The 25,655-nt window shown below is 72.9% G+C and carries 24 protein-coding genes and 1 tRNA gene; 13 read left to right on the forward strand and 12 right to left on the reverse strand.

Going from position 1 to position 25,655, the window contains the following annotated elements; translation table 11 throughout:
* Positions 1-42 precede the first annotated feature (42 nt).
* From K1Y72_RS22080 to K1Y72_RS22100, 6 genes are all read right to left on the reverse strand, one after another.
* Positions 43-831 (reverse strand): SecDF P1 head subdomain-containing protein, encoded by a 789-nt coding sequence (locus K1Y72_RS22080; protein ID WP_220168314.1) that lies wholly within the window; start codon positions 829-831, stop codon positions 43-45.
* A 144-nt stretch (positions 832-975) separates the two neighbouring features.
* Complete coding sequence (locus tag K1Y72_RS22085; protein WP_220168315.1) at positions 976-2,061, reverse strand: 2-oxoacid:ferredoxin oxidoreductase subunit beta; 1,086 nt, start codon at positions 2,059-2,061, stop codon at positions 976-978.
* Entirely contained in the window at positions 2,054-3,895 is a 1,842-nt protein-coding gene (locus tag K1Y72_RS22090) for a 2-oxoacid:acceptor oxidoreductase subunit alpha (RefSeq protein ID WP_220168316.1), read from the reverse strand. The genes K1Y72_RS22085 and K1Y72_RS22090 overlap by 8 nt, the downstream gene beginning before the upstream one ends.
* 287 nt (positions 3,896-4,182) lie before the next feature.
* Positions 4,183-4,293, reverse strand: coding sequence for a putative leader peptide (locus K1Y72_RS37600; protein ID WP_372452954.1), 111 nt, complete (start codon positions 4,291-4,293; stop codon positions 4,183-4,185).
* 68 nt (positions 4,294-4,361) lie between these two features.
* A complete protein-coding gene (locus K1Y72_RS22095) occupies positions 4,362-5,645 on the reverse strand; it encodes a hypothetical protein (RefSeq protein WP_220168317.1) in 1,284 nt (427 codons plus the stop codon).
* Positions 5,646-5,738: 93 nt separating this feature from the next.
* On the reverse strand, positions 5,739-7,016 hold the full coding sequence (locus K1Y72_RS22100) for a hypothetical protein (RefSeq protein WP_220168318.1): 1,278 nt from the start codon (positions 7,014-7,016) through the stop codon (positions 5,739-5,741).
* Positions 7,017-7,172: 156 nt separating this feature from the next.
* Here K1Y72_RS22100 and K1Y72_RS22105 point away from each other — a divergent pair, with 156 nt between their 5' ends.
* From K1Y72_RS22105 to K1Y72_RS22120, 4 genes are read left to right on the forward strand one after another with little or no spacing between them, the layout of a single operon-like run.
* The gene (locus K1Y72_RS22105; RefSeq protein WP_220168319.1) at positions 7,173-7,544 is read left to right on the forward strand and encodes an NADH-quinone oxidoreductase subunit A; all 372 of its coding nucleotides are present in this window, start codon (positions 7,173-7,175) and stop codon (positions 7,542-7,544) included.
* A gap of 42 nt (positions 7,545-7,586) precedes the next feature.
* Positions 7,587-8,630 (forward strand): NADH-quinone oxidoreductase subunit B, encoded by a 1,044-nt coding sequence (locus K1Y72_RS37730; protein ID WP_220168320.1) that lies wholly within the window; start codon positions 7,587-7,589, stop codon positions 8,628-8,630.
* A complete protein-coding gene (locus tag K1Y72_RS22115) occupies positions 8,627-9,178 on the forward strand; it encodes an NADH-quinone oxidoreductase subunit C (protein WP_220168321.1) in 552 nt (183 codons plus the stop codon). The genes K1Y72_RS37730 and K1Y72_RS22115 overlap by 4 nt, the downstream gene beginning before the upstream one ends.
* Positions 9,171-10,136, forward strand: coding sequence for a complex I subunit 1/NuoH family protein (locus tag K1Y72_RS22120; protein WP_220168322.1), 966 nt, complete (start codon positions 9,171-9,173; stop codon positions 10,134-10,136). The genes K1Y72_RS22115 and K1Y72_RS22120 overlap by 8 nt, the downstream gene beginning before the upstream one ends.
* 4 nt (positions 10,137-10,140) lie before the next feature.
* Here the strand turns inward: K1Y72_RS22120 and K1Y72_RS22125 are convergent, their stop codons facing one another.
* Positions 10,141-10,956, reverse strand: a complete 816-nt coding sequence (locus tag K1Y72_RS22125; protein WP_220168323.1) for a ComEA family DNA-binding protein — start codon at positions 10,954-10,956, stop codon at positions 10,141-10,143.
* A gap of 182 nt (positions 10,957-11,138) precedes the next feature.
* Between K1Y72_RS22125 and K1Y72_RS22130 the strand changes: the two genes are divergently transcribed.
* The 7 genes from K1Y72_RS22130 (at position 11,139) to htpX (ending at position 18,612) form a co-directional block, all read left to right on the forward strand.
* Positions 11,139-11,621 carry a NuoI/complex I 23 kDa subunit family protein gene (locus K1Y72_RS22130; protein WP_220168324.1) on the forward strand — a complete coding sequence of 161 codons (483 nt, stop codon included), beginning with the start codon at positions 11,139-11,141 and terminating at the stop codon, positions 11,619-11,621.
* The gene (locus K1Y72_RS22135) at positions 11,618-12,160 is read left to right on the forward strand and encodes an NADH-quinone oxidoreductase subunit J family protein (RefSeq protein WP_220168325.1); all 543 of its coding nucleotides are present in this window, start codon (positions 11,618-11,620) and stop codon (positions 12,158-12,160) included. Before K1Y72_RS22130 ends, K1Y72_RS22135 begins: the two co-directional genes overlap by 4 nt.
* Positions 12,160-12,522 carry an NADH-quinone oxidoreductase subunit NuoK gene (gene nuoK / locus K1Y72_RS22140; RefSeq protein WP_220168326.1) on the forward strand — a complete coding sequence of 121 codons (363 nt, stop codon included), beginning with the start codon at positions 12,160-12,162 and terminating at the stop codon, positions 12,520-12,522. The genes K1Y72_RS22135 and nuoK overlap by 1 nt, the downstream gene beginning before the upstream one ends.
* A complete protein-coding gene (locus tag K1Y72_RS22145) occupies positions 12,519-14,693 on the forward strand; it encodes an NADH-quinone oxidoreductase subunit 5 family protein (protein ID WP_220168327.1) in 2,175 nt (724 codons plus the stop codon). Before nuoK ends, K1Y72_RS22145 begins: the two co-directional genes overlap by 4 nt.
* The gene (locus K1Y72_RS22150) at positions 14,690-16,192 is read left to right on the forward strand and encodes a complex I subunit 4 family protein (protein ID WP_308287180.1); all 1,503 of its coding nucleotides are present in this window, start codon (positions 14,690-14,692) and stop codon (positions 16,190-16,192) included. The genes K1Y72_RS22145 and K1Y72_RS22150 overlap by 4 nt, the downstream gene beginning before the upstream one ends.
* Positions 16,192-17,688, forward strand: a complete 1,497-nt coding sequence (locus tag K1Y72_RS22155; RefSeq protein ID WP_220168328.1) for an NADH-quinone oxidoreductase subunit N — start codon at positions 16,192-16,194, stop codon at positions 17,686-17,688. Before K1Y72_RS22150 ends, K1Y72_RS22155 begins: the two co-directional genes overlap by 1 nt.
* 72 nt (positions 17,689-17,760) lie before the next feature.
* Entirely contained in the window at positions 17,761-18,612 is an 852-nt protein-coding gene (gene htpX, locus K1Y72_RS22160) for a zinc metalloprotease HtpX (RefSeq protein ID WP_220168329.1), read from the forward strand.
* 160 nt (positions 18,613-18,772) lie between these two features.
* Here the strand turns inward: htpX and K1Y72_RS22165 are convergent, their stop codons facing one another.
* On the reverse strand, positions 18,773-19,261 hold the full coding sequence (locus K1Y72_RS22165) for a YajQ family cyclic di-GMP-binding protein (protein ID WP_220168330.1): 489 nt from the start codon (positions 19,259-19,261) through the stop codon (positions 18,773-18,775).
* 199 nt (positions 19,262-19,460) lie between these two features.
* Between K1Y72_RS22165 and K1Y72_RS22170 the strand changes: the two genes are divergently transcribed.
* Entirely contained in the window at positions 19,461-20,321 is an 861-nt protein-coding gene (locus K1Y72_RS22170; RefSeq protein WP_220168331.1) for a CHAP domain-containing protein, read from the forward strand.
* A gap of 65 nt (positions 20,322-20,386) precedes the next feature.
* Positions 20,387-20,468 (forward strand) — tRNA-Tyr (locus tag K1Y72_RS22175).
* Between the two features lie 211 nt (positions 20,469-20,679).
* Here K1Y72_RS22175 and K1Y72_RS22180 read toward each other — a convergent pair.
* The 4 genes from K1Y72_RS22180 to K1Y72_RS22195 all read right to left on the reverse strand — a co-directional run bounded on the left by K1Y72_RS22180 (position 20,680) and on the right by K1Y72_RS22195 (position 25,497).
* The gene (locus tag K1Y72_RS22180; protein ID WP_220168332.1) at positions 20,680-22,086 is read right to left on the reverse strand and encodes a site-specific integrase; all 1,407 of its coding nucleotides are present in this window, start codon (positions 22,084-22,086) and stop codon (positions 20,680-20,682) included.
* Positions 22,083-22,277: a helix-turn-helix transcriptional regulator gene (locus K1Y72_RS22185; protein WP_220168333.1), complete on the reverse strand. Its 195-nt coding sequence runs from the start codon at positions 22,275-22,277 to the stop codon at positions 22,083-22,085. The genes K1Y72_RS22180 and K1Y72_RS22185 overlap by 4 nt, the downstream gene beginning before the upstream one ends.
* Positions 22,274-23,893, reverse strand: coding sequence for a replication initiator (locus tag K1Y72_RS22190; protein WP_220168413.1), 1,620 nt, complete (start codon positions 23,891-23,893; stop codon positions 22,274-22,276). The genes K1Y72_RS22185 and K1Y72_RS22190 overlap by 4 nt, the downstream gene beginning before the upstream one ends.
* 86 nt (positions 23,894-23,979) lie before the next feature.
* Positions 23,980-25,497, reverse strand: a complete 1,518-nt coding sequence (locus K1Y72_RS22195; RefSeq protein WP_258573240.1) for an FtsK/SpoIIIE domain-containing protein — start codon at positions 25,495-25,497, stop codon at positions 23,980-23,982.
* Between the last annotated feature and the right edge of the window lie 158 nt (positions 25,498-25,655).

Raw genomic sequence — 25,655 nt, forward strand, 5'->3', positions numbered from 1 at the left:
CCGACCCGCTGAAGATCACCGCCGGGGGGGTCGCCGGCCGGGTCAGCGCCCCTTCAGCTGGGCGACGATCTGGTCGGCGCCGGCGCGCGTCGGGGTGCCGACGATGACGATCCGGCCGTCGGTGATCGCGGTGTCCACCCGCGGCACCGTGACGAGCCGCGGGCCGACGACGAACGCCAGGTTGCGGCCGAGCGTCGCCCGGGTCAGCGCCGCGAACGCCTTCTTGTCCGACGGCCGCAGCGTCACCGCCACGTCGTACCCGCCGCCGCTCCGCGACCGCTGCACCCGCAGGTCGGACACGCGGCGGATCGCGATGCCCTGCGTCAGCCCGTAGCAGACCGGGCCGGTCGCGGTCTGCCCGGTGACGCCGCGGGTGCCGGCCGCGCACGCGCCGGGCGTCGCCGCCGCGACCGGGTAGACGTGCAGCGGCGTGCCGAGGGTGATCGGCCGGGTGTGCCGGACCGCCGCGAACATCGCGCCGGTCACCGCGACCGTCGCGATCAGCAGGCCGAGGGCCAGCACCATGACCAGCAGCGCCGAGCGCCGCTCGGCCTCGGCGCGGGTGCGGCCGGCCCGCCGGGCGCGCTCCTCGCGCAGCCCGGCGCGGCTCCGCTTCACCTCCGCCGCGGTGCGCTGCCGCCGCGCGGCGCGGGCGCGGCGCCGGGCGGCCTCGTCGTCCGGCGGCGGGACGGGCGGCGGCGCGGGCGCGGGGGCCCCGGCGGGGGAACGCTCCTCCGCGCCGGGCGCGGCGGGCGCCTCGTCCGGCGGGGACGCCTCGTCCGCGGGGCCCGCGTCCTCGCGGTTCTTGCTGCGGCGCGGAACGACCCGCATCGTCACCTCCCGGCGTGATGATCTCCAAGTCTTCCAGGAATCACCGCGCCCATGCACGGCCGGGCGGACCGGACCCGGACAGCACGAGGGCCCGGCCCGCCGCGCGGCAGGTCGGGCCCTCGGGAGCGCCGGGACCGGCGCCCGCTAGTCGATCCGCCAGGTGTCGCCGCCGGCGATCAGCGCGGCCAGGTCGCCCGGCCCCTGCCGCTCGGCGGCCTCCTCGACCTGCGCGCGCATCAGCTCGTCGTAGGACGGCCGGTCCACGTCGCGGAAGATGCCGATCGGGGTGTGCTCGAACGCCGGCGAGTCGAGCCGCGACAGCGCGAACGCCGCCGACGGGTCGGGGTTCGCCGCGTCGTGCACGACGATCCGGGACGCGTCCACGCTCGCCGTCGGCACGACCTCCAGGCCGCCGCCGGCACCGCGCACGACGGCCTTCTCGCCCTCGCGCCCGAACACGATCGGCCGCCCGTGCTCCAGCCGGATCGTGATGTCGTCGCGGACGGCGGCGTCCTTCAGCGGGTCGAACGCGCCGTCGTTGAAGATGTTGCAGTTCTGGTAGATCTCCACCAGCGCGGTGCCGCGGTGCTCGGCCGCCGCCCGCAGCACCGACTGCAGGTGCTTGCGGTCGGAGTCGATGGTGCGGGCCACGAAGGTGCCCTCCGCGCCGACCGCGAGCGAGATCGGGTTGAACGGCGCGTCCAGCGAGCCCATCGGCGTCGACTTGGTGATCTTGCCGGTCTCCGAGGTCGGCGAGTACTGGCCCTTGGTCAGCCCGTAGATCCGGTTGTTGAACAGCAGGATCTTCAGGTTGACGTTGCGGCGCAGCGCGTGGATCAGGTGGTTGCCGCCGATCGACAGCGCGTCGCCGTCACCGGTCACCACCCACACCGACAGGTCGGGGCGGGAGGTGGCGAGGCCCGTCGCGATCGCCGGGGCGCGGCCGTGGATCGAGTGGAACCCGTAGGTGTTCATGTAGTACGGGAACCGCGACGAGCAGCCGATGCCCGACACGAACGTGATGTTCTCGCGCTTCAGCCCGAGCTCGGGCAGGAACGACTGGACGGCCGCGAGGATCGCGTAGTCCCCGCAGCCGGGGCACCAGCGGACCTCCTGGTCGGTCTTGAAGTCCTTCAGCGTCTGCTCGGCGTCGGTCTTCGGCACCAGCGACAGCGCCGAGCGCCCGTTCGCGTGCCCGTTCGCGTGTCCGTTCACCTGGTCGTCACTCACTGTCGATCACATCCTGGATGACGCCCGCCAGCTCCTCGGCCTTGAACGGCAGCCCGCGCATGCGGTTGTAGCCGATCACGTCGACGAGGAAGCGGCCGCGGAGCAGCAGCGCGAGCTGCCCGAGGTTGATCTCCGGCACGATCACCCTGTCGTAGGCGCGCAGCACCTGCTCCAGGTTGGCCGGGAAGGGGTTGAGGTGCCGCAGGTGGGCCTGCGCGACGTGCTGCCCGGTCTTGCGGACGCGGCGCACCGCCGCCGAGATGGCCCCGTAGGTGCCGCCCCAGCCCATGATGAGGACGCGGGCCTCGCCGGACGGGTCGTCGACCGCCAGCGGCGCGATGTCGTTCGCGATGCCGTCGACCTTGGCCTGCCGGAGGCGGGTCATGAGGTCGTGGTTGGCGCCGTCGTAGGAGATGTTGCCCGACCCGTCGGCCTTCTCCAGGCCGCCGATGCGGTGCTCCAGCCCCGGGGTGCCCGGCACCGCCCAGGGGCGGGCGAGGGTGTCGGGGTCGCGCTTGAACGGCTGGAACTCCTCGTCGCCCGCCCGCGCGAAGCCCGGCTCGATGACCGGAAGGCCGGCGGTGTCGGGCAGCTTCCACGGCTCGGAGCCGTTGGCGAGGTAGCCGTCCGACAGGACGATCACCGGGGTGCGGTACTTCACCGCGATCCGGGCCGCCTCCAGCGCCGCGTCGAAGCAGTCCGACGGGGACCGCGGCGCGACCACCGGGACGGGCGCCTCGCCGTTGCGGCCGTGCATGGCCTGGAGCAGGTCGGCCTGCTCGGTCTTGGTCGGCAGGCCGGTGGACGGCCCGGCGCGCTGCACGTCGATCACCACGAGCGGCAGCTCGGTCGCCACCGCCAGGCCGATGGCCTCGCTCTTCAGCGCGATGCCGGGGCCCGAGGTGGTGGTCACGCCGAGCGAGCCGCCGAACGAGGCGCCGATGGCGGCGCCGACCGCGGCGATCTCGTCCTCGGCCTGGAAGGTGCGCACCCCGAACCGCTTGTGCTTGGACAGCTCGTGCAGGATGTCCGACGCCGGGGTGATCGGGTAGGAGCCGAGGTAGACCGGCAGCCCGCTCCGCACGCCGGCCGCGACGAGGCCGTAGGCGAGCGCGGTGTTGCCGGTGATGTTGCGGTAGAGGCCCGCCTCGTGCTCGGCCGGCTTGATCTCGTACTGCACCGAGAACGCCTCGGTGGTCTCGCCGAACGACCAGCCCGCCTGGAAGGCGGCGATGTTCGCCTTCATGATCTCGGGCTTGGCGGCGAACTTGCGCTCCAGGAAGGCGAGGGTGCCCTCGGTGGGACGGTGGTACAGCCAGGACAGCAGCCCGAGCGCGAACATGTTCTTGGCCCGCTCGGCGTCCTTCTTCGACAGGTCGAAGTCGGCGAGGGCCGTCACGGTCATGGAGGTGAGCGGCAGCGCGTGCACCCGGTACCCGGCGAGGGTCTCGTCCTCGACGGGGTTGGTCGCGTAGCCGACCTTGGCCAGGTTGCGCCTGGTGAACTCGTCGGTGTTGACGATCAGGTCGCCGCCGCGGGGCAGGTCGCCGATGTTGGCCTTCAGCGCGGCCGGGTTCATGGCGACGAGGACGTTCGGGGCGTCGCCGGGGGTCAGGATGTCGTGGTCGGCGAAGTGGAGCTGGAAGCTGGACACGCCGGGCAGCGTGCCCGCGGGGGCGCGGATCTCGGCGGGGAAGTTCGGCAGCGTCGACAAGTCGTTGCCGAAGGCCGCCGTCTCCTGGGTGAAGCGGTCGCCGGTCAGCTGCATGCCGTCACCGGAGTCCCCGGCGAAACGGATGATGACGCGGTCGAGCTGCTGGACCTGTTTGGTCACAGAGGAAGACCTCCTCGACGCGCAGCACCCGATCCGGGGGAGGCACCCGGGATCGTGGTGCTACTTAGGCTTACCTTCATGGTATGTCCGGGAAGGGATGCTCTTCTCGGGCTCTGCGGGAGTCAGGGGTGTCGAACCGGGGAACGGTGGCGCTCCGTTCCCGCCCCGCCGCCGGACGATCGCGGTCCCCTGCCATCAGGGGTACCACTCGGCGCGCCGGAAGGCCCGGCGCTCCCCGGATTCGGGTGGGACCTATAGGCGGCGGTGACCGGGACGGGTCTCCCGCGTCATACCGGACACAGGCAGCTGGCCATGCGGCACAGGTCGACGTGGAGGCGCCGCACCAGCCACTGGGGGAGGGGCGGGGAGCCGGAGCCCCCCGAGGGCACGGAAGTCACGCCCCGAACTATAGGCAGGCGGAACCGGCGGCGATCCCACCGCCCCCCGGCGCCGCCGGGCGCGGCCGTCAGCGCTCGCGGTCGACCCGGTTCAGCAGGTCGGTGACGCCGCCGGGCGCGACGGCCTCGCCGACGACGCGGGCGGTCGCCCGGTAGGGGTGGGAGCCGGGGGTGTCCAGGGCCCGCTCCATCCAGGTCCGCCACGCCTTGCCGGTGACCGTGCAGCCGAGGGTGAGCGAGCGTCCGGCGGGGACAGCCGCGGACGCCGTGCACGAGCCGAGCGCGCGCGTCCCCGACACGATCGTGGCGCGCAGCGCGGCGCGGGCCCCGGACGGGACGCCGTCGGTCGGCGCCGACAGCGTGACGGGCACCCGGACCGTGCAGCCGCTGGTGTTCTCGTTGCAGTTCTGGAACGCGGGCCGGCCGACGGTGAAGCGCAGCCCGGCGTCGACGGCGCCGCCGAGCGCGGCGACGCGGGAGCGCAGCTCGGCGCGCAGCGCGGCCCCGTCGGGGACCTCGGCGACGGTGAGCGCGGGGTCGCCGTGCCCGGCGGTCCGCACGCCGGCCAGCCGGTAGGGCGCGGCGGCGGAGACGGTGTAGTCGGCGCGCGCGGTCCGCACCCGGTGGCCGGAGGCGGCCGTGCGGGTGAGGAGCCGCGCGACGGCGGACGGGGCGAGGACGTCCCGCACGTCGAGGTCGAACAGGGACGCGGGGGCCTTCGTCCAGCGGCCGGCGTAGTTGCCGGGCTGGGCGGTCTCGCCGCCGTAGGTGCGCCAGAACCGCGCGTCCGCCTTGATGTAGGTGGTGCCGTCGACCGTGACGAGGGCGGCGCGGTGGCCGCCTGCGGTCAGCGTTCCGGTGGCCGAACCGGCGCGGGTGACGCGGAGGGAGAGGGCCATGGGCCCGGCCTTGGACGGCAGCGCGCCGGTGTAGGCGACGCCGGGGGCGGCGAGGAGCGCCGCGGCGGCGTCCTTGGCCCAGGCGGGGCCGGGCTTGCCGGGGGCGGCGGCCTCGCGGTCGCCGTGCCCGCTATCGCGGGTCACCGCGTAGACGCCGGCGGACGCGCCGGCGAGGAGGACGGCCGCGCCGGCGGCGAGCACGATCGTCCGGCGGCGGCGGGACGGCGGCGCGTACTCCTGCCGCGGGGGCGGCGGCTGCTGCGGGGGACCGTACTGCTGGGGGTGGTCGTACTGCCGGGGGTGGTCGGGGGAGGCCCACTGCCCGGCCGGCGGACCCTGGGGGGCGAGCGCCTGCCGCGGGGACATGGCCTGCTGCGGCGGGAACGGCTGCGGCCGCTGCTGCGGCGGCTGCCCGGAGGAGGCGGGCGGCGTCCCGCCGTGCTCGACGCTCACCCGGCGCTCACTCTGCTCACGGGAACGGACGGTACCGCAGACGCGGACCGGCCGCGGTGGCGAGCGCCACCGCGGCCGGTCCGGACGGGCGCGTCAGTCCTGGTCGAAGCCGCTCTGCAGCGACGACAGCTCGCTGTCGCTGATGCCGGTGACCTTGAAGTCGCTGTGCTGGTAGTAGGTGCTGGTGGAACCGCGGGAGAACGCCGCCCACTCCGAGCTGCGCACCGAGCACTCGGCCCAGGTGCCGTCGCTGCCGCTGACGGTCACCGAGGTCGTGCACGACCCGAGGTCCTTGCCGGTGTAGGACGAGCCGGTGAGGCTGTAGCGCACCTCCACCTTGACCGGGCCGCCGCTGCCGAGCAGCACGCGGACCTTGCCGCGCACCCGGCAGCTCGACGAGTTGGCGTTGCACAGCTTGTGCGTGTACTCGCTGACCGTCGGCCGCACCGACGAGTCGAAGGAGTCGCGCAGCTCGCCCGCCTGGGAGCGGAGCGTCGAGACGTCCGACGCGCCGGCGGCGGTGTCCTTGACCTCGGTGTCGGCGGAGACGCGCGGGTAGCTGCTCTCGTAGCGCAGCAGCTTCGGGCTGTCCTCGTCGGTGATGTAGAAGGTCGACAGGGCACTGGTGAACTTCAGCGCCTTGCGGCCCTGGAGCGTCGCCTTGGTCGGCTTCACCCGCAGCGTCACGGCCTGGCGCATCTTGCTCGCCACCATCGCGGGGGTGAGCTGCTTGAAGTCCACCGTGAGGTCGGTGCTGCTCAGCCGGCCCCACTGCTGGCCCGACAGGAAGTAGGTGCTGCTGCTGCTGGACAGCTTGGTCTTCCAGTAGGTGCTGTCGGCCTTCACGAACGTCTTGCCGTCGGCGGTCAGCAGCGTGACGTTGCTGCCGCTCCAGCTGACGGCGCCGCCGGCGCGGCCGCTCTTGGTCACCGTCGTGTCGCCCTGCAGCGAGTCGGTGCCGCTGCTCAGCGTGCCCTTGTAGGTGATGGTGCGCGCGTTCGAGACGGTGAGCGCGGCGGTCCGCATCTTCTCGGTGGCGGACTTGCCGCCCGAGGCGACGACCACCACGACGACGACCAGCAGGAGCACGATCACGACGGCGCCGCCGACGAGCAGCGCGATCAGCGCGCCGCTGCCGGACTTCTTGGGGGGCGGCGCACCGTACATGCCGGGGCCGGGCTGCCCGCCGGGCGGCGGGTAGAACGGCGGCGGCGTTCCGCCGCCGCCGAAGCCCTGTCCGGGCGGCGGGGTCGCCTGGCCGCCGAAGCCCTGGCCGGGCGGCGGGCCGCCGGGCGTCGGGCCCTGTCCGGGCGGCGGCCACGTGGAGCCTCCGGGCGGGTCCCATCCGGGCGGAGGCGGGGGGTTGGTCATCCGGTCACGTCCTTCCAGGGCCACGGACCCCAAATGCGTCTCTAGTGTGCAGCAAAATGCGGGCAAAGTGATCCGGACCCCTTGGACGGATACGGCCGCGCGGCCGTTCCGGCCCGTCGGGGATACTTGACGGGTCGCCGTCCAGGAGGTCGCCCCGTGCAGGACTACTCGCACACCTACGCCGTCGTCGCCGCCCTGCTGCTGATCGGCGGCGGCATCGTCGCGGGTGGACTTGCTGCCAATCGCGGTCTTCGCCCCAATCGTCCCACGGTGGAGAAGCTGACCACCTACGAGTGCGGCGTGGACCCGGTCGGCGGCGGCTGGGCGCAGTCCTACGTGCGCTACTACGTCTTCGGCTACCTGTATGTGATCTTCGCCGTGGACGCGGTGTTCCTCTTCCCCTGGGCGACGGTCTTCGCCGCCCCCGGCTTCGGCGCGACGACGCTGGTGGAGATGTTCGTCTTCCTGGCGTTCCTCGCCACCGGCCTGCTGTACGCGGGCCGCAAGGGCGTGCTGTCGTGGGTCTGACGCCGCCCCGGCGCGGCCGGGCGGGCCTGTAAGAATGCTCCCGTGAGCACTGTCGATCTGCCCCCGCCGAGCGTCGGCCCGCTGTCGCGGCTGGCGCCCAAGCCGATCAAGTTCGTGCTCAACTGGGGCCGCCGCTACTCGCTCTGGGTGTTCAACTTCGGGCTGGCCTGCTGCGCGATCGAGTTCATCGCGACGTCGATGAGCCGGCACGACTTCATGCGCCTCGGCGTCATCCCGTTCGCGCCCGGCCCGCGCCAGGCCGACCTCATGGTGGTGTCGGGCACCGTCAGCGACAAGATGGCCCCGGCCGTCCGCCGCCTCTACGAGCAGATGCCCGAGCCGAAATACGTCATCTCCTTCGGCTCCTGCGCCAACTGCGGCGGCCCGTACTGGGACTCCTACTGCGTCACCAAGGGCGTCGACCAGATCGTCCCGGTGGACGTCTACGTCCCCGGCTGCCCGCCGCGGCCCGAGGCGCTGCTGCACGGCATCGTGCACCTCCAGGAGAAGATCGCCGGCGAGGCGCTCGGCGACCGCTACGCCGCGGACCGCGCCGAGCCGGTCGCGCCCGCCCCGCCGCCCCGGCCGCTTCCGGCCACCGTCCTGCGCCGGCCGCTGGTGCCGCCGCCGTCCGCCGACGACGTCGAGACGCAGGCCCTGCCGATCCTCCCGGACGCCGCCGAACCCGAGGCCGCGCCTTCGGACGCGACCGCGCCCCTCGCGGCCGTCCCGGCGGAGGAGGCGCCCGAGCCCGCCCCGGCCGCGCCGCCGGCGGGCGGCCCGGCCGACGTGACCGCCCCCCTGGCGGCGCTCCCCGAGGAGCCCGCGACGAGCGAGGCCGTCAAGGACGCGCCGGTGGACGGCGCGCCGGTGGACGGCGCGCCCGCCGGGGAGGGCGAGGCGAAGCCCGGCGACGCCGCGGACGACGGCCCGCGCGTCACCGAGCGCATGGGCGAGGAGCTGCGCCGCCGGCTGCCCGGCCTCGCCCGGCGCCCGAGGTCGGCCGCCCTGGACGACGACCACGACCCGACGATCGTCCCCGGGTTCGGCGGGGAGCCCGGCGGCGGCGCGGAGGACGGCCGGTGAGCGCCGACCTCACCGGCGCCTGGACGGGCCGGTTCGCCGACCGCGTCACCACCGAGGTGACGGCCGGCGGCCTCGCCGTCGGCGTCCCCGCCGACGAGTGGATCGAGGCGCTGCGGTTCGCCCGCGACGAGCTGGCCTGCGACTTCTTCGACTGGCTGACCGCCGTCGACGAGGGCGACGAGGGCTTCGCGATCGTCGTGCACGTGTACTCGCTGGAGCGCCGCCACCACCTGCTCGTCCGCACCCGCGTGCCGCGCGCCGAGCCCGCGCTGCCGACCGCCGTCGGCGTCTACCGGGGCGCGAACTGGCACGAGCGCGAGACGGCCGAGATGTTCGGGGTGGCGTTCGAGGGCCACCCGAACCCGCTGCCGCTGCTGCTGCCCGACGGGTTCGAGGGGCACCCGCTCCGCAAGGAGTTCGTGCTCGCCGCCCGCGTCGCCAAGGCGTGGCCGGGCGCCAAGGAGCCGGGGGAGTCGGGCCACGGGGCCCCGAGCCGCCGCCGCGTGCGCCCGCCGGGCGTGCCCGACGACTGGGGGCCGCATGCCTGACCTGCTGGTGATCGTGCTCAAGCTGCTGGCGGTCGCCGCCGGGTTCGCGGTGCTGCCGCTGCTCATCGGGCAGGCCGAGCACAAGGTGATGGCGCACATGCAGGGCCGCCTCGGCCCCATGTACGCGGGCGCCTTCCACGGCTGGGCGCAGCTCGTCGCCGACGGCGTGAAGTTCGCGCAGAAGGAGGACGTCGTCCCGGCCGCCGCCGACCGGCGGATCTTCAAGCTGGCGCCGGGCGTCGCGCTCGTCCCCTACCTGCTGGTGCTGCTCGTCGTGCCGGTCGGGCCGCACGGGCAGGTCGCCCTCGACCTCGGTCCGGGGCTGTTCTTCGCGCTCGCGGTGATGGGCGTCGGCGTCATCGGCGCGATCATGGCGGGCTGGTCGAGCGCGAACAAGTACGCGCTGCTCGGCGGCATGCGGGTCGCCGCGCAGCTCATGTCCTACGAGCTGCCGATGGTGTTCGCCGCGTCGTCGGCGGCGATGGCCGCGGGCACCCTGTCGCTGTCGGGCATCGTCGAGGAGTGGCACTGGTGGTGGCTGCCGTGGCAGGCGGTCGGCGCCGCGGTGTTCTTCGTCGCGGGCCTCGCCGAGCTGCGCCGCCCCCCGTTCGACATGCCGGTCGCCGACTCCGAGATCATCTTCGGCCCGTACACCGAGTACGGCGGCCTGCGCTTCGCGTTCTTCCTGCTCGCCGAGTACGCGGGCATCCTGGTGCTCTGCGCGCTCACCACCGTGCTGTTCCTCGGCGGCTGGCGCGGCCCGTTCCTGGACACCGAGCTCGGCTGGCTGTGGACGCTGGTGAAGGTGTTCGCGCTCGCGTTCGTCGTCATCTGGGTGCGCGTCAGCTACCCGCGGATGCGCGAGGACCAGCTCCAGCGCCTCGCCTGGGCCTGGCTCGTCCCCCTCTCGCTGGCCCAGCTCGCCCTCACCGGCGCCGTCCGCGTCCTGGCGGCGTGACGCCTCACGGCATGAAGATCGTGTATTCGGCGATGGCGGGCAGCAGGGCCGGCGGGACGTCGATGTCGACGGCCAGCTCCTCGGCGGAGATGAACCCGCCGTGCTCGTCGCGGTGGCGGACGAGGCGGTCGACGAGCGCGGGCGTCACGCCCGGCAGCCGGGCGAGGACGTGCGCCGGCGCGTGGTTGGCGTCGATCAGGCCGCCGTCGTCGTAGGTGCGCGGCAGGTCGGGGCGGCCGATGCGGAGCTCGTGCGCGAGCGCCGGGTCGCCCGCGGCGAGCTCGCGCGCCTCGTCGCGCAGCACCTTGCGGTAGCGGGCCATCCGGATCGCCTGCTCGTTGGAGGCGTTGCGCGGCGTGAGGCGCGGGAACACCGACGACCGGACGGCGAACGCGTGCCCGGCCCCGAGCACCCACAGCATCATCATCATGAGGACGCCGAGGGCCGGCGCCACCACCCCGCCGACGCCCATCAGCATCATCGCGCCGAGCGTGGCGACCCCGTACCCGGCGGCCGTCGCGGCCATCGTGCGCGACCGGCGCCGGAAGGCGGCGTAGGCGAACGAGAACGGCGTGCCGTAGCCGAACGTCAGCAGCGGCACGAACGCCCACAGGATGCCCTCCGGCGCGTCCCGCGGCAGCGGCGGGAGCTGGGGCGGCGGCGGGTAGGGCGGCTGGTGGGGGGACCGGTAGCCCCCCGCCCAGCCGGGCTGGACGGGCGGGCGGTGGTAGGGCGGCCGGGGCGGCCGCGGGGGCGGGCCCGGCGGGCGGCCGGGCGGGTAGGGACCGGGCCTGAAAGGGCCGTCGGTGTCGTAGTCCATGGGCAGCACCTCGCCTCCCGGCTCGCCGCGGGATGGGCCGGCCGAGACGCAGCCCACACCCTGTCAGACGTCCGGAGGCCCCGGCGCGTTCCCCCGGCCCCGTCCCGTACGGAATCATGGGCGCCGTGGGACGGCTACCAGGAGGCGGGCTGGCCAAGGGGCTGGCCGTCACGTTGCGGACGATGACCCGGCGCTCTGTCACGCGCCAGTACCCCGAGGTGCCCCCTGACCTGGCACCGCGCAGCCGGGGGGTGATCGCGCTGCTGGAGGAGAACTGCACGGTCTGCATGCTCTGCGCCCGCGAGTGCCCGGACTGGTGCATCTACATCGACTCGCACAAGGAGACGCTGCCCGCCGAGGGCGGCGGCCGGGCCCGCACCCGCAACGTGCTGGACCGGTTCGCGATCGACTTCGCGCTCTGCATGTACTGCGGCATCTGCATCGAGGTCTGCCCGTTCGACGCGCTGTTCTGGACGCCGGAGTTCGAGTACGCCGAGTACGACGTCAACGAGCTGACCCACGAGAAGGAGCGGCTCCGCGAGTGGATGTGGACGGTCCCGCCGCCGCAGGCGCCCGACGCGTCCGGCGAGCCGCCCAAGGAGATCGCGGCGGCGGAGAAGGCGGCGGCGCGCGCCGCGCGGCGGCCGGGCGGGGGGAGCGCATGACCGGCCAGGACCTCGTCCTGCTGCTCCTCGGCGCCGTCGCCGTCGGCGCCGGGGTGCTCGTGGTGACGACGCGGCAGCTCGTGCACGCCGCGCTCTGGCTCGTCGTGTCGCTCGGCGCCCTCGCCGGAAGCTACCTGGTGCTGACCGCCGAGTTCGTCGCCTGGGTGCAGGTGCTCATCTACGTCGGCGCGGTCGTCGTGCTGCTGCTGTTCGGGATCATGCTGACGCGGGCGCCGATCGGCGCGTCCGCCGACCTGGACTCGGGCAACCGGTGGGCGGCGCTCGCCGTCGCGCTCGGCACCGCCGCCGTCCTCGTCACCGTGACCGTCATGGGCTTCGGCTCCGCGCGCAAGCCGGTGGAGGCGGGCGGCGGCAGCGCCGAGGCGCTCGGCGCGAGCGTGTTCCGCACCTGGGTGCTGCCGTTCGAGGTGCTGTCGGTGCTGCTGCTCGCCGCCCTCGTCGGCGCGATCGTGCTGTCGCGCACCGACGTCGGCGGCCGGGCCGGGCGCGACGGGCGCGCGGGGGAGGAGGGCGGCTGATGCACATCGTCTACCCCGCCGTCGTGGCGTCGCTGCTGTTCGCGGTCGGCGTCTACGGCGTGCTCGCCCGCCGCAACGCGATCCTCGTGCTGATGTCGGTCGAGCTGATGCTGAACGCCGTCAACCTGAACCTGGTCGCCTTCGACGTGTGGTGGCGCGACCGGCTGCACGGCGGCCAGGTCCTCACCCTGTTCACCATCGTCATCGCCGCCGCCGAGGTCGGCCTCGGCCTCGCGATCGTGCTGATGGTCTACCGCAACCGCGCGACCGTCGACGTCGACGCGCTCCGCGACCTCGCCGAGGACCCGCCGCCCGCCGCCTCCCCGGAGGAGGCCCCGAAGGTGCCGGAGGGCGCCCCATGACCGCCCTCGCCGCGGTGACGATCCTGCTGCCGTTCCTCGCGGCCGTCGCCGGCATGCTCGGCGGGCCGCGGCTGTCGCGCGCGCTCCGCCCCCGCCCCCGCACCGCGTCCCCCGTGACTCCCGAGCCGGCCGCCGAACCGGCCGCGGAGCCCGCCGCCGAGGCGGGGCCGGACGACGTCACCCTCGTCCTCGTCCCCCTCCCCGACGGCGCGGACGGCGCCGGGCGCCCGGTCGAGCCCGCGAGCGGCGTCGAGCCCGTCGAGGGCGTGCAGCCGGTGGAGGGCGGCGGCCCGCGCGCGCCGAAGCGGTCGTGGCGCGAGAGCGCCGTCCTCGCCGAGCACTCGCCGCTCCGCAACGGCCCCGCGCTCCTCGCCTGCCTGCCGGTCGCGGCGGCCCTCGTCCTCGCGGCGATCGTCGCGGCCGCCTCGTGGAGCGCCCGCGGTGCCCGCACCGGCACCCTCGCGGTGATCCCGACGGGCGCCGTGCCCGTCCGCGTCGGGCTCCAGGTGGACGACCTCGCCGCCGTCACCGGCCTGATGGTGTGCTGCGTCGCGCTCGCCGTCCAGCTCTACTCGGTCGCCTACCTGGCCAAGGACCCGCGCTACTCCTCCTACGCGGCGTTCGTGTCCCTGTTCACCGCGGCGATGCTGCTGGTCGTCTACTCGCGCGACCTCATCGTGCTGTACACCGGCTGGGAGGTCATGGGCGTCTGCTCGTACTTCCTGATCGGCCACCACTGGGAGGACCGCGCGAACTCGCGCGCCGCCGTCAAGGCGTTCCTGGTGACGCGCGTCGGCGACGCCGGCTTCCTGCTCGGCATCCTCGTGCTCGGCGCGTCCGCGCGCACGTTCGACATCCGCGGCGTCCTCGCCGCCGCGCCGCACCTGCCGCACACCACGCTCGTCGTCGCGGCGCTGCTGCTGCTCGCGGGCGTCGCGGGCAAGAGCGCCCAGTTCCCGCTGCACACCTGGCTCCCGGACGCCATGGCGGGCCCGACGCCGATCAGCGCCCTGATCCACGCCGCCACCATGGTCGCCGCCGGGATCTACTTCGTCGCCCGCCTGTACGGGGTGTTCGCGCTGGACGCCCTGCCGCTCGCGGTGCTCGGCCTCCTCGCGGTGGTCTCCATGGTCGGCGCCGCGCTCGCCGCGCTCGCCCAGGACGACCTGAAGCGCGTCCTCGCCTACTCCACGATCAGCCAGCTCGCCGTCATGGCCGCCGGCCTCGCCGTCGGCGCCCGCGACGCCGCGCTGTTCCACCTGCTGACGCACGCCGCGTTCAAGGCGCTGCTGTTCCTGGCGGCGGGCTGCGTCATCCTCGCCGCCGGCTCGAACATGCTCCGCCAGTACGGCGGCCTGCGCCGCCGCATGCCGGTCACGTTCTGGTCGATGACGGTCGGCTTCGCCGCCCTCGCGGGCGTCCCGCTGACGTCCGGCTGGTTCTCCAAGGACGCCGTCATCGAGGCCGCCCAGCACGCCGCCCTCCACGGCGACGAGCTGCCCGCCAAGTACAGGGAATTCACGGCGGAGACGGCGGGCGGTCCGAATGTCGCGTTCTCTGACCTGCACCCCCTCATCTCGCCGGGCATCGCCTGGATCATCTACATCGGGCTGCTGCTGACGGTGGCGCTCACCGCCGCCTACGCCGCGCGCGCTTGGCTGATGACGTTCTTCGGCGAGTACCGGGGGGAGGGCGACCCCGTCGAGGCGCCCAAGCTGATGTCGTGGACGGTCGCGGTCCTGGCCGTGCCCGCAGCGCTCCTCGGCTTCGCCGGACTCGGCAAGGAGGAGCTGCGCCCGCACGTCGGGTCGGCGCTGCTCGGACTCGTCCTGCTGCTCGCCGGCGCCGCCGCCGCATATTTGCTGTGGAATCGCGATCCGGCGGCCGATCCCGCGCGCGCGCTCGGGCGCGTCCGGTTCGTCCTGCTGGACGGGTTCGGCGTGGACGCCGCCTACCACCTGCTCATCGTCCGCCCCGTCTTCGCGGCGTCGCGGTTCGTCGCGGCGTTCGACGGGCGCGGCATCGACGCCCTGGTCGTCGGGACCGCCCGCGCCGCGCGGCGGACCGCGGGCCGCCTGCGGCTGCCCCGCGAGGGCGATCCGCAGGTCTACCTCACCGGCGTGCTCACCGGAGTCGTCGTCATCGCGGCCCTGGTGGTGGTCTTCTCGTGATCTTCCTGCTGATGATGGCGCTGCCGCTGCTCGGCGCGCTCGCGCTGCTCGTCCCCGCGTTCCTGCCGGGCGACGACGCGGTCCGCCGCTTCGGCGTCGGCGTGTCCGGCGCGACGCTGCTCGTCGCGCTGTCGGCGCTCACCGCGTTCGACTTCGGCGACCCCGCGCGGATGCAGCTGGAGGTGGACCGGGCGTGGGCGCCGTCCATCGGGCTGCGGCTGCACCTCGGCGCCGACGGCATCTCGCTGCCGCTCGTCGTGCTGACCGCGCTGCTCACCTTCCTCTGCCTGCTGTACACGGTGAAGCACCCGCCGGGGGACGGGCGGAGCGTCCGGCTGCTGGTCGCGCTGGTGCTCGTCCTGGAGGTCGGGCTGCTCGGCACCTTCACCGCCCTCGACATGATCGTGTTCTTCGTGTTCTTCGAGGTCGTGCTGATCCCGATGTACGCGATCATCGCGATCTGGGGCGGCGCGGCGCGGCGCGCGGCGGCGACCAAGTTCATCCTCTACACGCTGCTCGGCTCGGGCCTGCTGCTCGCCGGGATGCTGCTCGTCGCCGTCAACGCCGGGACGCTCGACCTCACCCAGCTCGCCCGCACGCACGGCGCCGGGGTGCCGCGCGGCGTCCAGCTCACCGCGTTCGCGCTGATGGGCCTCGGCTTCGCGATCAAGGCGCCGATGTGGCCGCTGCACACCTGGCTGCCGGACGCGCACACCGAGGCGCCGACCGTCGGGTCGGTGCTGCTCGCCGGCGTCCTGCTGAAGATGGGCACCTACGGCCTGGTCCGGGTCGCGCTGCCCGCCGCCCCGGCGGGCGCGGAGTTCTGGGCGCCCTGGCTCGGCCTGCTCGCCGTCGTCGGCATCGTCTACGGGGCGCTCGCCTGCCTCGCGCAGCGCGACCTCAAGCGGATGATCGCCTACTCGTCGGTCGGGCACATGGGGTTCGTGCTGCTCGGCATCGCCACCCTCACCCCCGTCGGCGTCAACGCGGCCCTGTTCGGCAACATCGCGCACGGCCTCATCACCGGCCTGCTGTTCTTCCTCGCCGGCGCGGTCAAGGACCGCTACGGCACCGGCGACCTGGACGAGCTCGGCGGCGGCCTGCTGGCCTCGGCGCCGCGCCTCGCGGCGCTGCTGACGTTCGCGTGCGTCGCGAGCCTCGGCCTGCCCGGCCTCGCCGGGTTCTGGGGCGAGATGCTCGCGCTGCTCGGCGCCTACCGGCCCGGCGGCGGCCTGCCGCGCGGCGTGTTCCTGGCGTTCACGGCGGTCGGCGCGGCGGGCGCCGTGCTCACCGCCGCCTACTTCCTGCGGCTGCTGGCCCGCCTCACCCACGGCCGGCCGGCGGGCCGGGCCGGGCCGGGCGGCGGCGCCGCGGTCTCGGCGTACGAGTACGCCGCGTGGGCGCCGCTGATCGCGCTCACCCTGCTGGTCGGCCTCTGGCCGAAGACGTTGCTGGACGTGACCACCGCGCCGGTGCGGGCGCTCCTCGGAGGCGGCTGATGATCCAGCACATCGACTACGCGGCCGTCGCGCCGCCGCTGATCCTCGCCGCCGCCGCGCTCGCGGTCCTGCTCGCCGACGCGTTCGGGCTGCCGCGCCGCGCGCTCGCCTGGGCGTCGGCCGGGTCGCTCGCCGCCGCGCTCGCCGCCGTCCTCGTGCTCGCCGCCGGCGACCGCCGCGCCACGTTCTGCCTGCCCGGCGGGCTGCGCGGCGGCGGCCCGGCGTCCTGCTCCTACGTCGCCGACCGGTTCACGCTGCTGTTCCAGGCCGTCGTGCTGATCGGCGCGATCGTGGTGGTGCTGCTGTCCGCGCAGGAGATCGCCGACGCCGACGTCCCGGCCGGCGAGTACCACTTCCTGCTGCTCGCCGCCGTCATCGGCGCCGTCACCCTCGTCGCCGCCCGCGACCTCGTGCTGCTCGTCGCCGCGCTGGAGACGCTGTCGCTGCCGGTGTTCGCGCTCGTCGGGCTGCGCCGCTACGACGGCGCGGCGTCCGAGGCGGCGCTCAAGCTGTTCCTGTTCTCGGTGGTCTCGGCGGCGGTCATGCTGTTCGGCGTCAGCCTCGTCTACGGCGCGACCGGCGCCCTGCACCTGGACCGCATCGCGCCCGCCCTCGACGCCCTCCCGGACGACCTGGACCCGGTCGCCGCCGTCGGCATCGTCCTCGTCCTCGGCGGGTTCGCCTTCAAGATCGCCGCCGTGCCGTTCCACTTCTGGGCGCCCGACGTCTACCAGGGCGCCCCGCTGCCCGTCGCGGCGTTCCTGTCGGTCGTGTCCAAGGCCGCCGGGTTCGCCGGCCTCGCCGTCGTCCTCGCCCTCGGCTTCCCCGCCTACGGGCACGTGTGGGGGCCGCTCGCCGGCGTCCTCGCCGCCGTCACCATGACCCTCGGCAACCTCATGGCGCTGCGGCAGCGCACCGCGATCCGGCTGCTCGCCTGGTCGTCGGTCGCACAATCCGGCTACATGCTGGCGCCCCTCGCCGTCGGCCGCGACCACCTGCCCGAGGCCGTCGCCGCGACCGCCTCCTACGTCGCCCTGTACGCCGTCATGAACCTCGGCGCGTTCGCCGTCCTCACCGGCGCCCGCCGCCGCGGCCCCGCGACCCCGCACGCCGACACCCTCGCCGACTTCGCCGGCCTCGCCCGCCGCGCGCCCGGCACCGCCGCCGCCCTCGCCTTCTTCCTCATCTGCCTCGCCGGGCTCCCGCCGGGCGTCATGGGGCTGTTCGCCAAGGTCGTGGTGTTCCGCGCGACGCTCGCCGGCGACGTCACCTGGCTCGCCGTCGTCATGGCGGTCAACACCGTCATCGGCCTGTACTACTACCTCGCCTGGGCCGTCCGCCTGTTCACCGTGCCCGCCGAGGGCACCGCGGACGCCGCCTACGCGGCGCGGCCCGGCCTGCCGGTGCGCGCCGCCATCGCGGCGGCGTTCGGCGGCGCCATCGTGCTGTCGATCGCGCCGCAACTCGTGCTGCAGACGGTCGCCGCCGCAGGCTGACCGGGTGGAACACCCCCGCCGCCCGATCCGTTGGACCTAGTGATCCTCGACCGGGCGGGAGTAAGGAGATCCGTGCAGCTCAACGGCGTCAAGACGGCGGCCCTCATCGGGGCGCTGTCGGCCCTGATGCTCGCCGCCGGCTACGTCCTCGGCGGCGAGGCGGGCCTCCTCGTCGCGCTGGTCATCGCGCTCGGGACCAACGGCGTCGCCTACTTCCTCAGCGACCGCATCGCGCTCCGCTCCATGCGCGCGCACCCGATCTCCGAGGTCGAGGCGCCCGGCCTCTACCGCACCGTCCGGGAGCTGGCGACGTCCGCCCGGCAGCCGATGCCGCGCCTGTACGTCTCCGAGACGCTCCAGCCGAACGCCTTCGCGACCGGGCGCAACCCGCGCAACGCCGCCGTCTGCTGCACCCGCGGCATCCTCCGCATGCTCGACGAGCGCGAGCTGCGCGCCGTCCTCGGCCACGAGCTGTCGCACGTCTACAACCGCGACATCCTCATCTCCTCGGTCGCCGCCGCCATCGCGACCGTCATCACCTACCTGTCCCACCTGGCGATCTTCCTGCCGATCGGGCGGGAGGACGACGACGACGGCCCCGGCGTCGTCGGCGCCCTGCTCATGCTGGTGCTCGGCCCGATCGCCGCCGCCGTCGTGCAGATGGCCATCAGCCGCACCCGCGAGTACCAGGCCGACGCCTCCGGCGCCCGGCTCACCGGCGACCCGCTCGCGCTCGCCGCCGCGCTCCGCAAGATCGAGGCCGGCACGCAGGCGATGCCGCTGCCCCAGGACCCCGAGCTGGCGTCCACCAGCGCCCTGATGATCTCCAACCCGTTCCGCGGCGGCGGCATCGGCCGGCTGTTCTCCACCCACCCGCCGACCGCCGACCGCATCGCCCGCCTGGAGCGGATGGCCGGCCGCTGAAAAGGGCGCCCGCCGATCCGAACCGGGCGCCCCCGCCGCGCGTCATAACGAGGGCCGGTGCGCGCCCGCCCTTCTGCGGGGGAGGGAACGGCGCGCCCGTCCGGACCGTCGCGCGGCCGGGTCACCAACCCCCCGGCGCCCCGGCCGCGCGACGCCTGGATCAGCGGTAGTTCACGAACTGCAGCGCGACGTCGAGGTCCTTGCCCTTCAGCAGCGCGATGACCTCCTGCAGGTCGTCGCGCTTCTTGCCGGACACGCGCAGCTCGTCCCCCTGGACCTGGGCCTTGATGTTCTTCGGCCCCTCCTCGCGGACGATCTTGCCGATCTTCTTGGCGTCCTCCTGGGAGATGCCCTCCTTCAGCGTGACGCCCAGCTTGTAGATCTTGCCCGACAGCCGGGGCTCGCCCGCGTCGATCGCCTTCAGCGAGATCTTCCGCTTGATCAGCTTGTCCTTGAACACGTCCAGGACCGCGTTGGCGCGCTCCTCGCTGTTCGCCTGGATCTCGATGGTCTCGCCGGACCACTTGATGCCCGCGTCGACGTTGCGGAAGTCGAACCGCGTCCCGACCTCCTTCACGGCCTGGTTCAGGGCGTTGTCGACCTCCTGCCGGTCGAGCTTGCTCACGATGTCGAAACTGGCGTCAGCCATCAGGCACCCATCCTTTTCACCTGCGTCAAGAGGCGGCCGGACGCACACCGGACGGGGTCCAGGCCGCCTCCCCAGCGTAGCGAGCACCGTCCGGCGCCGCGTGACCGCGCGTGTGTCCCGCCTGAGAAAGGACATGAAACCCCTCCGGCCGCGCCTATCCCGCGACTACGGTCATCTCCCCACCGTCCCGGAGGAACCGATGAAACCGACCGACGCCGAAGAGCTCTCCCATCTCGACGAGGTGGACCGGAACCCCGCCGTCCACCGCGCCACCGAGCCCGACGAGGACGCCGTCCTCGACGAGCTCTACGGGCCCGACTCCGTCCACACCGAGGCGACCGCCCCCGCGATGCTCGTGGAGGCCCGCAAGTCCCTCGGCCTGTCCGGCCGCCCGAACTACATCACCCGCGACTACGCCTCCCGCCACGGCAGCGAGTTCCTGTCCGCGTCCTGGTGCGACATGGCCGTCACCTACTGGGCCCGCGCCTCCGGCAACGCCGCCGCCGTCCTGCCCGGCGGCGACCGCGCCTACACCGTCTGGCACGCCCAGGACTTCCAGAAGGCCGGCCGCTGGCACGCCGGCACCACCGCCGGCGTGAACGCCGCACGCCCCGGCGACATCGTCTTCTTCGACTGGGACGCCTCGAACTCGGTCGGCGCGATCGACCACGTCGGCGTCGTCGAGGTCGCCCTCGGCGACGGCCGCGTCCAGACCATCGAGGGCAACACCTCCGACGCCGTCCGCCGCCGCGTCCGCGGCGCCTCCGTCATCGCCGGCTACGGCCGCCCCCAGTACACCGACAACGGCGGCGCGTCCGCCTGGATGGAGACCCTCGTGAAGAACCTGCCGCTGCTCAAGAAGGGCGCTACCGGCGAGAACGTCCAGACCCTCCGCGGCCTCCTGCTGGCCCGCTCCCACCCGGAGGTCAAGACCGTCGAGGGCCCCTTCGACGCCACCGTCGAGAAGGCCGTGAAGGCCGTCCAGAAGTGGGGCGGCGTCGACGCCGACGGCATCGTCGGCCCCCAGACCTGGCCGGTCCTCCTCCGCGTCCACGACTGACCGGATGTCACGTCCGCTCCCGGCTTCCGCTATTCTCAGTACTGCCATCGCGCGAGCGATGCCACGGCGGGTTGCCCGAGTGGCCAATGGGAGCGGACTGTAAATCCGTCGGCTTAGCCTACGCAAGTTCGAACCTTGCACCCGCCACACCAGTGGGAACGGCCTCTGACCAGCACAAACGGTCAGAGGCCGTTCGCGTTTCCAAGATCGCTGCCAGGCAGTCAGGCGCCACCGGATGCAGCCGTTTGCCACTGCTCCCGGAACATACGCGGAATGAGTCCGGGCGAGTCTCCGCAGGTCAGCCCAGGGAAGCCGAAGGGCCCCGGCGTGAACCGGAGCCCTGTCAGCGTAGGCCGGGTCAGTGGCCCAGCGCATCATCAATCCGCTTGTGCGTGTGGCCCTTCTGCCCTTCGATGCACTTCGCGTAGATGTCCAAGAGGACTTTGAGGCTGTGCCCTGCTTCCTCCGCCACGTCCGTTGCCGGGACACCAGCGTTCAGGCGCAGCGACACCCCCGCATGCCGCAGGTCGTACGGCCGCCGTGCCAGCAGGGAAGCGACCTGTGCCGGAGTGAGCGCCAGCGGCCGGGTTTCGGCCCACACGTCGCCGTAGGCGGTCGAGCCGACGACACCGCCCCGTTCCGTCTGGAAGATCCGCCCGTCCGGAGCCGTGCCGAACTCCGCGATGTGCTCTTTGATCATCTTCACCAGGACCGGAGGGACCGAGACCTTGCGAACCGCACCGACAGCGCGCCACTTGAGCCCGCGTTCGGCGTGAGTGGAGCCGTCGTCCGTCCAGCGTGCGCCCGACTCGGGGAGCGTCCTTGCGATCAGGAACTCACCCCAGCCGGTTTCGGGAAGCGTGCAGTCGTCTTCGTGCAGGGCCGCAGCTTCGGCGGGGCGAAGCATCGCGTAGTACAGACAGCCGTAGAAGGCCCGCAGCCGGCGGCCCCGCCCACGCTTGCCGACGTATGTGACGGCGGTCAGGCACTCGTCCATGTGTCGAGGGCCGATCACCACACGGGGGTCTACTTCTTCAGCCACTTGGGGTGGCGTCCACTTCACCTTGTCGAGAGGGTTGCCCTCGAAACCGGGTTCCTCCAGTTCAACGGCGTACTCGAAGGCGTTGTAGAACACCGCCCGCTTGCGGGTGACGGTGGAGGCGGCAGCCGATTTGCCGTCCAGCTTGCGTGACAGGGCGTTCAATGAGGCCCGGACGTTGGCAGCCTTCGCCACCTCGGGCATCTCCAGAGAGGCTTTGATGAGCCATGAGAGCGCCTCAGCGACCTCGGGAGGGCGAGGACGGTCACGATCCTGCGGAGCCAGGTAGTAGCCCCGTAGAGCCCTGCGGAGCACTTCCGCGTCCGGGGCTTCGGGAGCGTCGTCCCGCACGAGGGCGGGGGTAACGGTCGCGATCGTGTCCGTAAGGCCGTCGCGGCTCTTGGGAGCGACTCCAGGCCACTTCATGTCGATGTAGGCCAGGGAGAACTCAAGCCAGGTACGGGCGGGCTTCTCCTCTGCTTCCCTTGGAAGCATGGAGAGCGGAAGGCCCGAGTTCACGTCGAACTCTTCGCCTGCCTTCGCTGCCTGCCTCAAGTCGGACAGGAAGTTGGCAGCCTGCGCCGAACGCTGGAAGGTCTTGGACTTCTCCCGCCCATCGACCACCCATCGAGCCGTGTAGGAGATGACCTTCCCCGGCTTCCCGTCCTTGGACTTGCGCCGATTCGGGCGGACCTCCCAGAGCTTGACCTTGTACGACGTGTTCACGCCGCCTCCTGAAGGCTTCCGAGCCAGCGCATTAGCTCACTCCGCCAGATGCGAAGCTCATTGTTGGGCAGCCTGAGCGCTTCGGGAGCTTTCCCGAGTTCGCGCCATCGGTAGAACGTGCGCTCAGACACGCCCCCGAGTTCTTCGAGGACCTGAGCGACGGTCAAGAGTTCATCGCGACGGGTGCTCACGCTGCCTCCTGAGTTGCCGAAAGTTCGGTGAGGGTCTGTTGGGCTTGGTCGAGTTGCTGGCGTCGCTGCGCGCGTTCGTTGATCAGCAGTAGGAGCCGGTGTTCGACGGGCTTGACGTCGGGGTCACCGGGTCCGGCGCGTTCCCAGACGTGCGCGGCTGTGGGATCCGCCGGGTTGCTGACCGGGATTCCGGCCTCAGCCAGCCGCGCTAGCGCCCAAGCCGTGCGGTCGGCTTTGTGGTCGGCGAGGGTCTTGCCGGACCATTTGCGTGAGACCAGGACCCGCCGGCCGCCGTAGCCCAGGTGTTGGCGGCGGTGGGCTTTGCCCTTGCAGAACCCCGGGGTCAGGCCCTTGCAGGGGTTCTTGGGCTGGATGCCGTAGCGCAGCCAGTTCGCGCAGGTGGGTGAGCAGGGTTCGTAGCGCAGCGTCTCGGCCATCCGGTCGACATGCTGTCGTTGGGCTTCGGTTTCGGCTTCGTGGCATTCGGCGACGCCTTTGACCAGGTACTTGGTCAGGTAGCCGATGCAGCGCCGCGAATCCGGGGAGTCGGCGATGACGCCTTGAGCGTCGATCTGACGGCCGAACCGCACCACGTGCAGTGGCTCGGCGTTCTCGTCCTGGTCCAGGGCATCCAGAGCCTCGTCCCAGGTGGGCAGCACCTCACCAGTAGCAGGATCGACGTAGCCGCCTTCCTCGCTCGCGGCGGCGTCCCATACGGGCAGGTGTTCGCCGGAGTAGACGACGCGGTCGGTCGAAGGCCACCACACCTGGTGATACGTCGCGGCCACTACTTGGCGAAGCTCGGCGCGGGAGATGGTCCCGCGGATGGCCATGTGCAGGTGTGGGGCGAGTCGGCGTTGGGGTTCGACGGCGGCGAAGTACTGCACGTCGTAGCCGACGAACCGGCGCAGGTTCTGCACGAATCGGTCCACCAGCTTGGAGAAGTGCAGCGCATCGCGAGCCGCCCGAACGTAGTCGTAGCCGTCCGGATCAACCGGGGTGCCGTCCGCACGCACGCGGCCGTAGCTGTCCAGAGTCAGGGTGAGGAACAGCGAGGGCCGGAAGGTCTTGCCGTCCTTGCCCCGGTAGACCTTGCCGACCGTGCGGGCATCGACCGGCCGGCGGGGCAGGTCCGCGACATCCTGACGCCGCCGGGTGGACCGGGTACGCCGTGCCTTCTGCTCACTGGTCTTCAGCGTCCCGCGCACGCCGGAGCCTTCAATCTCGCCGTCCAGGCGGGCCAGGAGACCGTCCCAGAACTCGACGTCTTCTCCGTGCGCGGTTCCGTGCTGCTCGGCACGGTCGCGTTCGGCCTGAGCTTGGGCACGCAACTCCATGAGCGCGGCTTGCTCGGCGTCAGGGGCGGCGCGTTCGATGATCGGTTCGGTGTCCAGGTGCCAGCCCTGGCGGCACTGTACGGCCCGGAGCTTGCGCTTGCGCTCGGCACAGGTCGGGCAGACCGAGGCGAGGGTGTGGCCGCAGGGGACGTAGACGACGGTGGTTTCTCCGGTGTGCAGGTCGGTTCGGCGCATCGGGACCGGCCGCACGCACACGCCCTGTTCGACCGCCACGGCTTCCAGGACGCCACGAGCCAGCGGCGGCATGGTCTTGACCATGCGTGCGACTTCAGCGGGGGCCGGGGCGGCCGGGGGAAGGTCGGCGGTGCCGTCCGTCGACAACTGCCCGGCAATGGTGAGGGTGCTCATGCGGCGTCCGGGGTGGAGTCGTCGGGCACGGCGAGGGCGACCATCGCGCGGATGTCGTGGTCATCGACGAACGCGGCGCGGACCCGGATCGGGTCGGGGGAGGTCTCCAGCCGCACGAACCCCACCCCGGCGCCGATTGCGGGGACCGGTGAGATCTGGTCAGCGAGCGCGCCCCGGTCGCGGGCTCCGTCGCCGAGGACCATGTCGACCTGTTCGGATTCGTCCAGCCGGAGGGCGATGCGGTCGGGGAACAGGTTGCGCAGGTTGTTGACCTCTTTGCGGGCGTCCTGCTGCGCGCCGATCACGCAGTACCCCACCGAACGCCCCTGCGAGGTGAGCACCGCCAACGCGGCCTCTGCGCGCTTCCTGAGGTCGCGTTCGGGGCAGTAGGCGGTCAGGAACGCCAGCTCATCGACGATTACCACCCGGAACGGGTGCCGGTGCGACGGGGTGAAGGAGCGGACGACCCCGGCGAACTCGGCGGCACGCTCGTTCATGTCCGTTGCCGCGTCCTCCAGGAGCTTGACCATGCCGCCGGTCGGATCATCGGAGTACCGGCCATAGCGTTCGAACAGGGCCCGGCCGAACGACAGCTCCATCCGCTTGGGATCGACCGCCCACACCTCCACCAGCCCAGCCAGGACCAGCGGCAGCAGCGCACGCACGGTAGACCAGATGACCGACCCCTTGCCGGCCCCCGTCGCCCCCGCGATCAGAACGTGAGTCCCGAGCAACCGCAGCCGCCACGGCGAACCGTCTTCCTGGCGGCCGATGACCACGCCGCGTAGATCGACCTCGGAAGCCTCCAGTAGCGGCAGAGCCGGGAAGGGGACGGCGAGGGCGTCTTTGCGGACGAACTCCAGCCAGATCCGGCCGGGCTTGGGCACCTGGCGGCGAACCGGTGCCCCGTCCTGCCACGCCCACCGGTAGGCGGTGCCCTGGCGGACGCGGACGAGCTGCGCGCCGAAGCCGTGCGCGAGGTTGGGAGCCACCTTCTCCCAGGCATCGGGTGCCTGCCCTTTGAGCATCCGCACCAGCACCCGATCACACGTCGGACCGCAGCACACGCGCACGATCGAAGGCAGGTACTCACGCCGCTTGTGCGTCCGCGACAGCCCAGCGGTCGTCAGCACCGGTTGCCAGTCGCGCCGGTAGACGCGCACCAGCCGCCACCGCGCCCGGACCGGACGACCGACGTACCGCACGAACGAGGACCGGTCGAGGACCGCCCACGCGCCGAGGCCGAGCAGGGCCAGGACGACGAGGGCGGCCGGGAGCTGCCAGCCGAAGGAGTGCCCCAGCCAGGCCAGCGCCGAGGCGATCGACACGGGGACGATGTTGCGGATCAGGAAGACCAGGATGCGCACCAGGACGCGGACGACGTTGACGGCCAGGACGAGGAACTCCGGCATGTGCCACACCGGAGGCGCCCACTTGGGGGCGGCAAACGGGTCGGTCTGGGCCTCGACGGCGACGTTCTCACCGGGGCCGGTCTTGCGGAACTCCCATGCCATGATGGGCACGCCTCTTCTCTGACTCAGGGACCTTTGAGATGGAGAGATGCGCGGGGCGGCCGGAGATACCAGCTCCAGCCGCCCCACCTCGAATCAGCCGCCCGGGACGCGGACGCGAGCCGGAACCGGCAGCCGGGGAACCTCGCGTGACAGGCACC

It is taken from the genome of Actinomadura parmotrematis (genome assembly GCF_019458805.1).
Taxonomy (GTDB): domain Bacteria; phylum Actinomycetota; class Actinomycetes; order Streptosporangiales; family Streptosporangiaceae; genus Spirillospora; species Spirillospora parmotrematis.

Bases quoted from the DNA above. Each gene is read 5' to 3' on its own strand.
- K1Y72_RS22080 (WP_220168314.1), bottom strand. From the start codon at position 831: ATGCGGGTCGTTCCGCGCCGCAGCAAGAACCGCGAGGACGCGGGCCCC.
- K1Y72_RS22100 (WP_220168318.1), bottom strand. From the start codon at position 7,016: ATGACCAACCCCCCGCCTCCGCCCGGATGGGACCCGCCCGGAGGCTCC.
- K1Y72_RS22120 (WP_220168322.1), top strand. From the start codon at position 9,171: ATGCCTGACCTGCTGGTGATCGTGCTCAAGCTGCTGGCGGTCGCCGCC.
- K1Y72_RS22125 (WP_220168323.1), bottom strand. From the start codon at position 10,956: ATGGACTACGACACCGACGGCCCTTTCAGGCCCGGTCCCTACCCGCCC.
- K1Y72_RS22130 (WP_220168324.1), top strand. From the start codon at position 11,139: ATGACCCGGCGCTCTGTCACGCGCCAGTACCCCGAGGTGCCCCCTGAC.
- K1Y72_RS22135 (WP_220168325.1), top strand. From the start codon at position 11,618: ATGACCGGCCAGGACCTCGTCCTGCTGCTCCTCGGCGCCGTCGCCGTC.
- nuoK (WP_220168326.1), top strand. From the start codon at position 12,160: ATGCACATCGTCTACCCCGCCGTCGTGGCGTCGCTGCTGTTCGCGGTC.
- K1Y72_RS22145 (WP_220168327.1), top strand. From the start codon at position 12,519: ATGACCGCCCTCGCCGCGGTGACGATCCTGCTGCCGTTCCTCGCGGCC.
- K1Y72_RS22155 (WP_220168328.1), top strand. From the start codon at position 16,192: ATGATCCAGCACATCGACTACGCGGCCGTCGCGCCGCCGCTGATCCTC.
- K1Y72_RS22165 (WP_220168330.1), bottom strand. From the start codon at position 19,261: ATGGCTGACGCCAGTTTCGACATCGTGAGCAAGCTCGACCGGCAGGAG.
- K1Y72_RS22170 (WP_220168331.1), top strand. From the start codon at position 19,461: ATGAAACCGACCGACGCCGAAGAGCTCTCCCATCTCGACGAGGTGGAC.
- K1Y72_RS22190 (WP_220168413.1), bottom strand. From the start codon at position 23,893: ATGGTCAAGACCATGCCGCCGCTGGCTCGTGGCGTCCTGGAAGCCGTG.
- K1Y72_RS22195 (WP_258573240.1), bottom strand. From the start codon at position 25,497: ATGGCATGGGAGTTCCGCAAGACCGGCCCCGGTGAGAACGTCGCCGTC.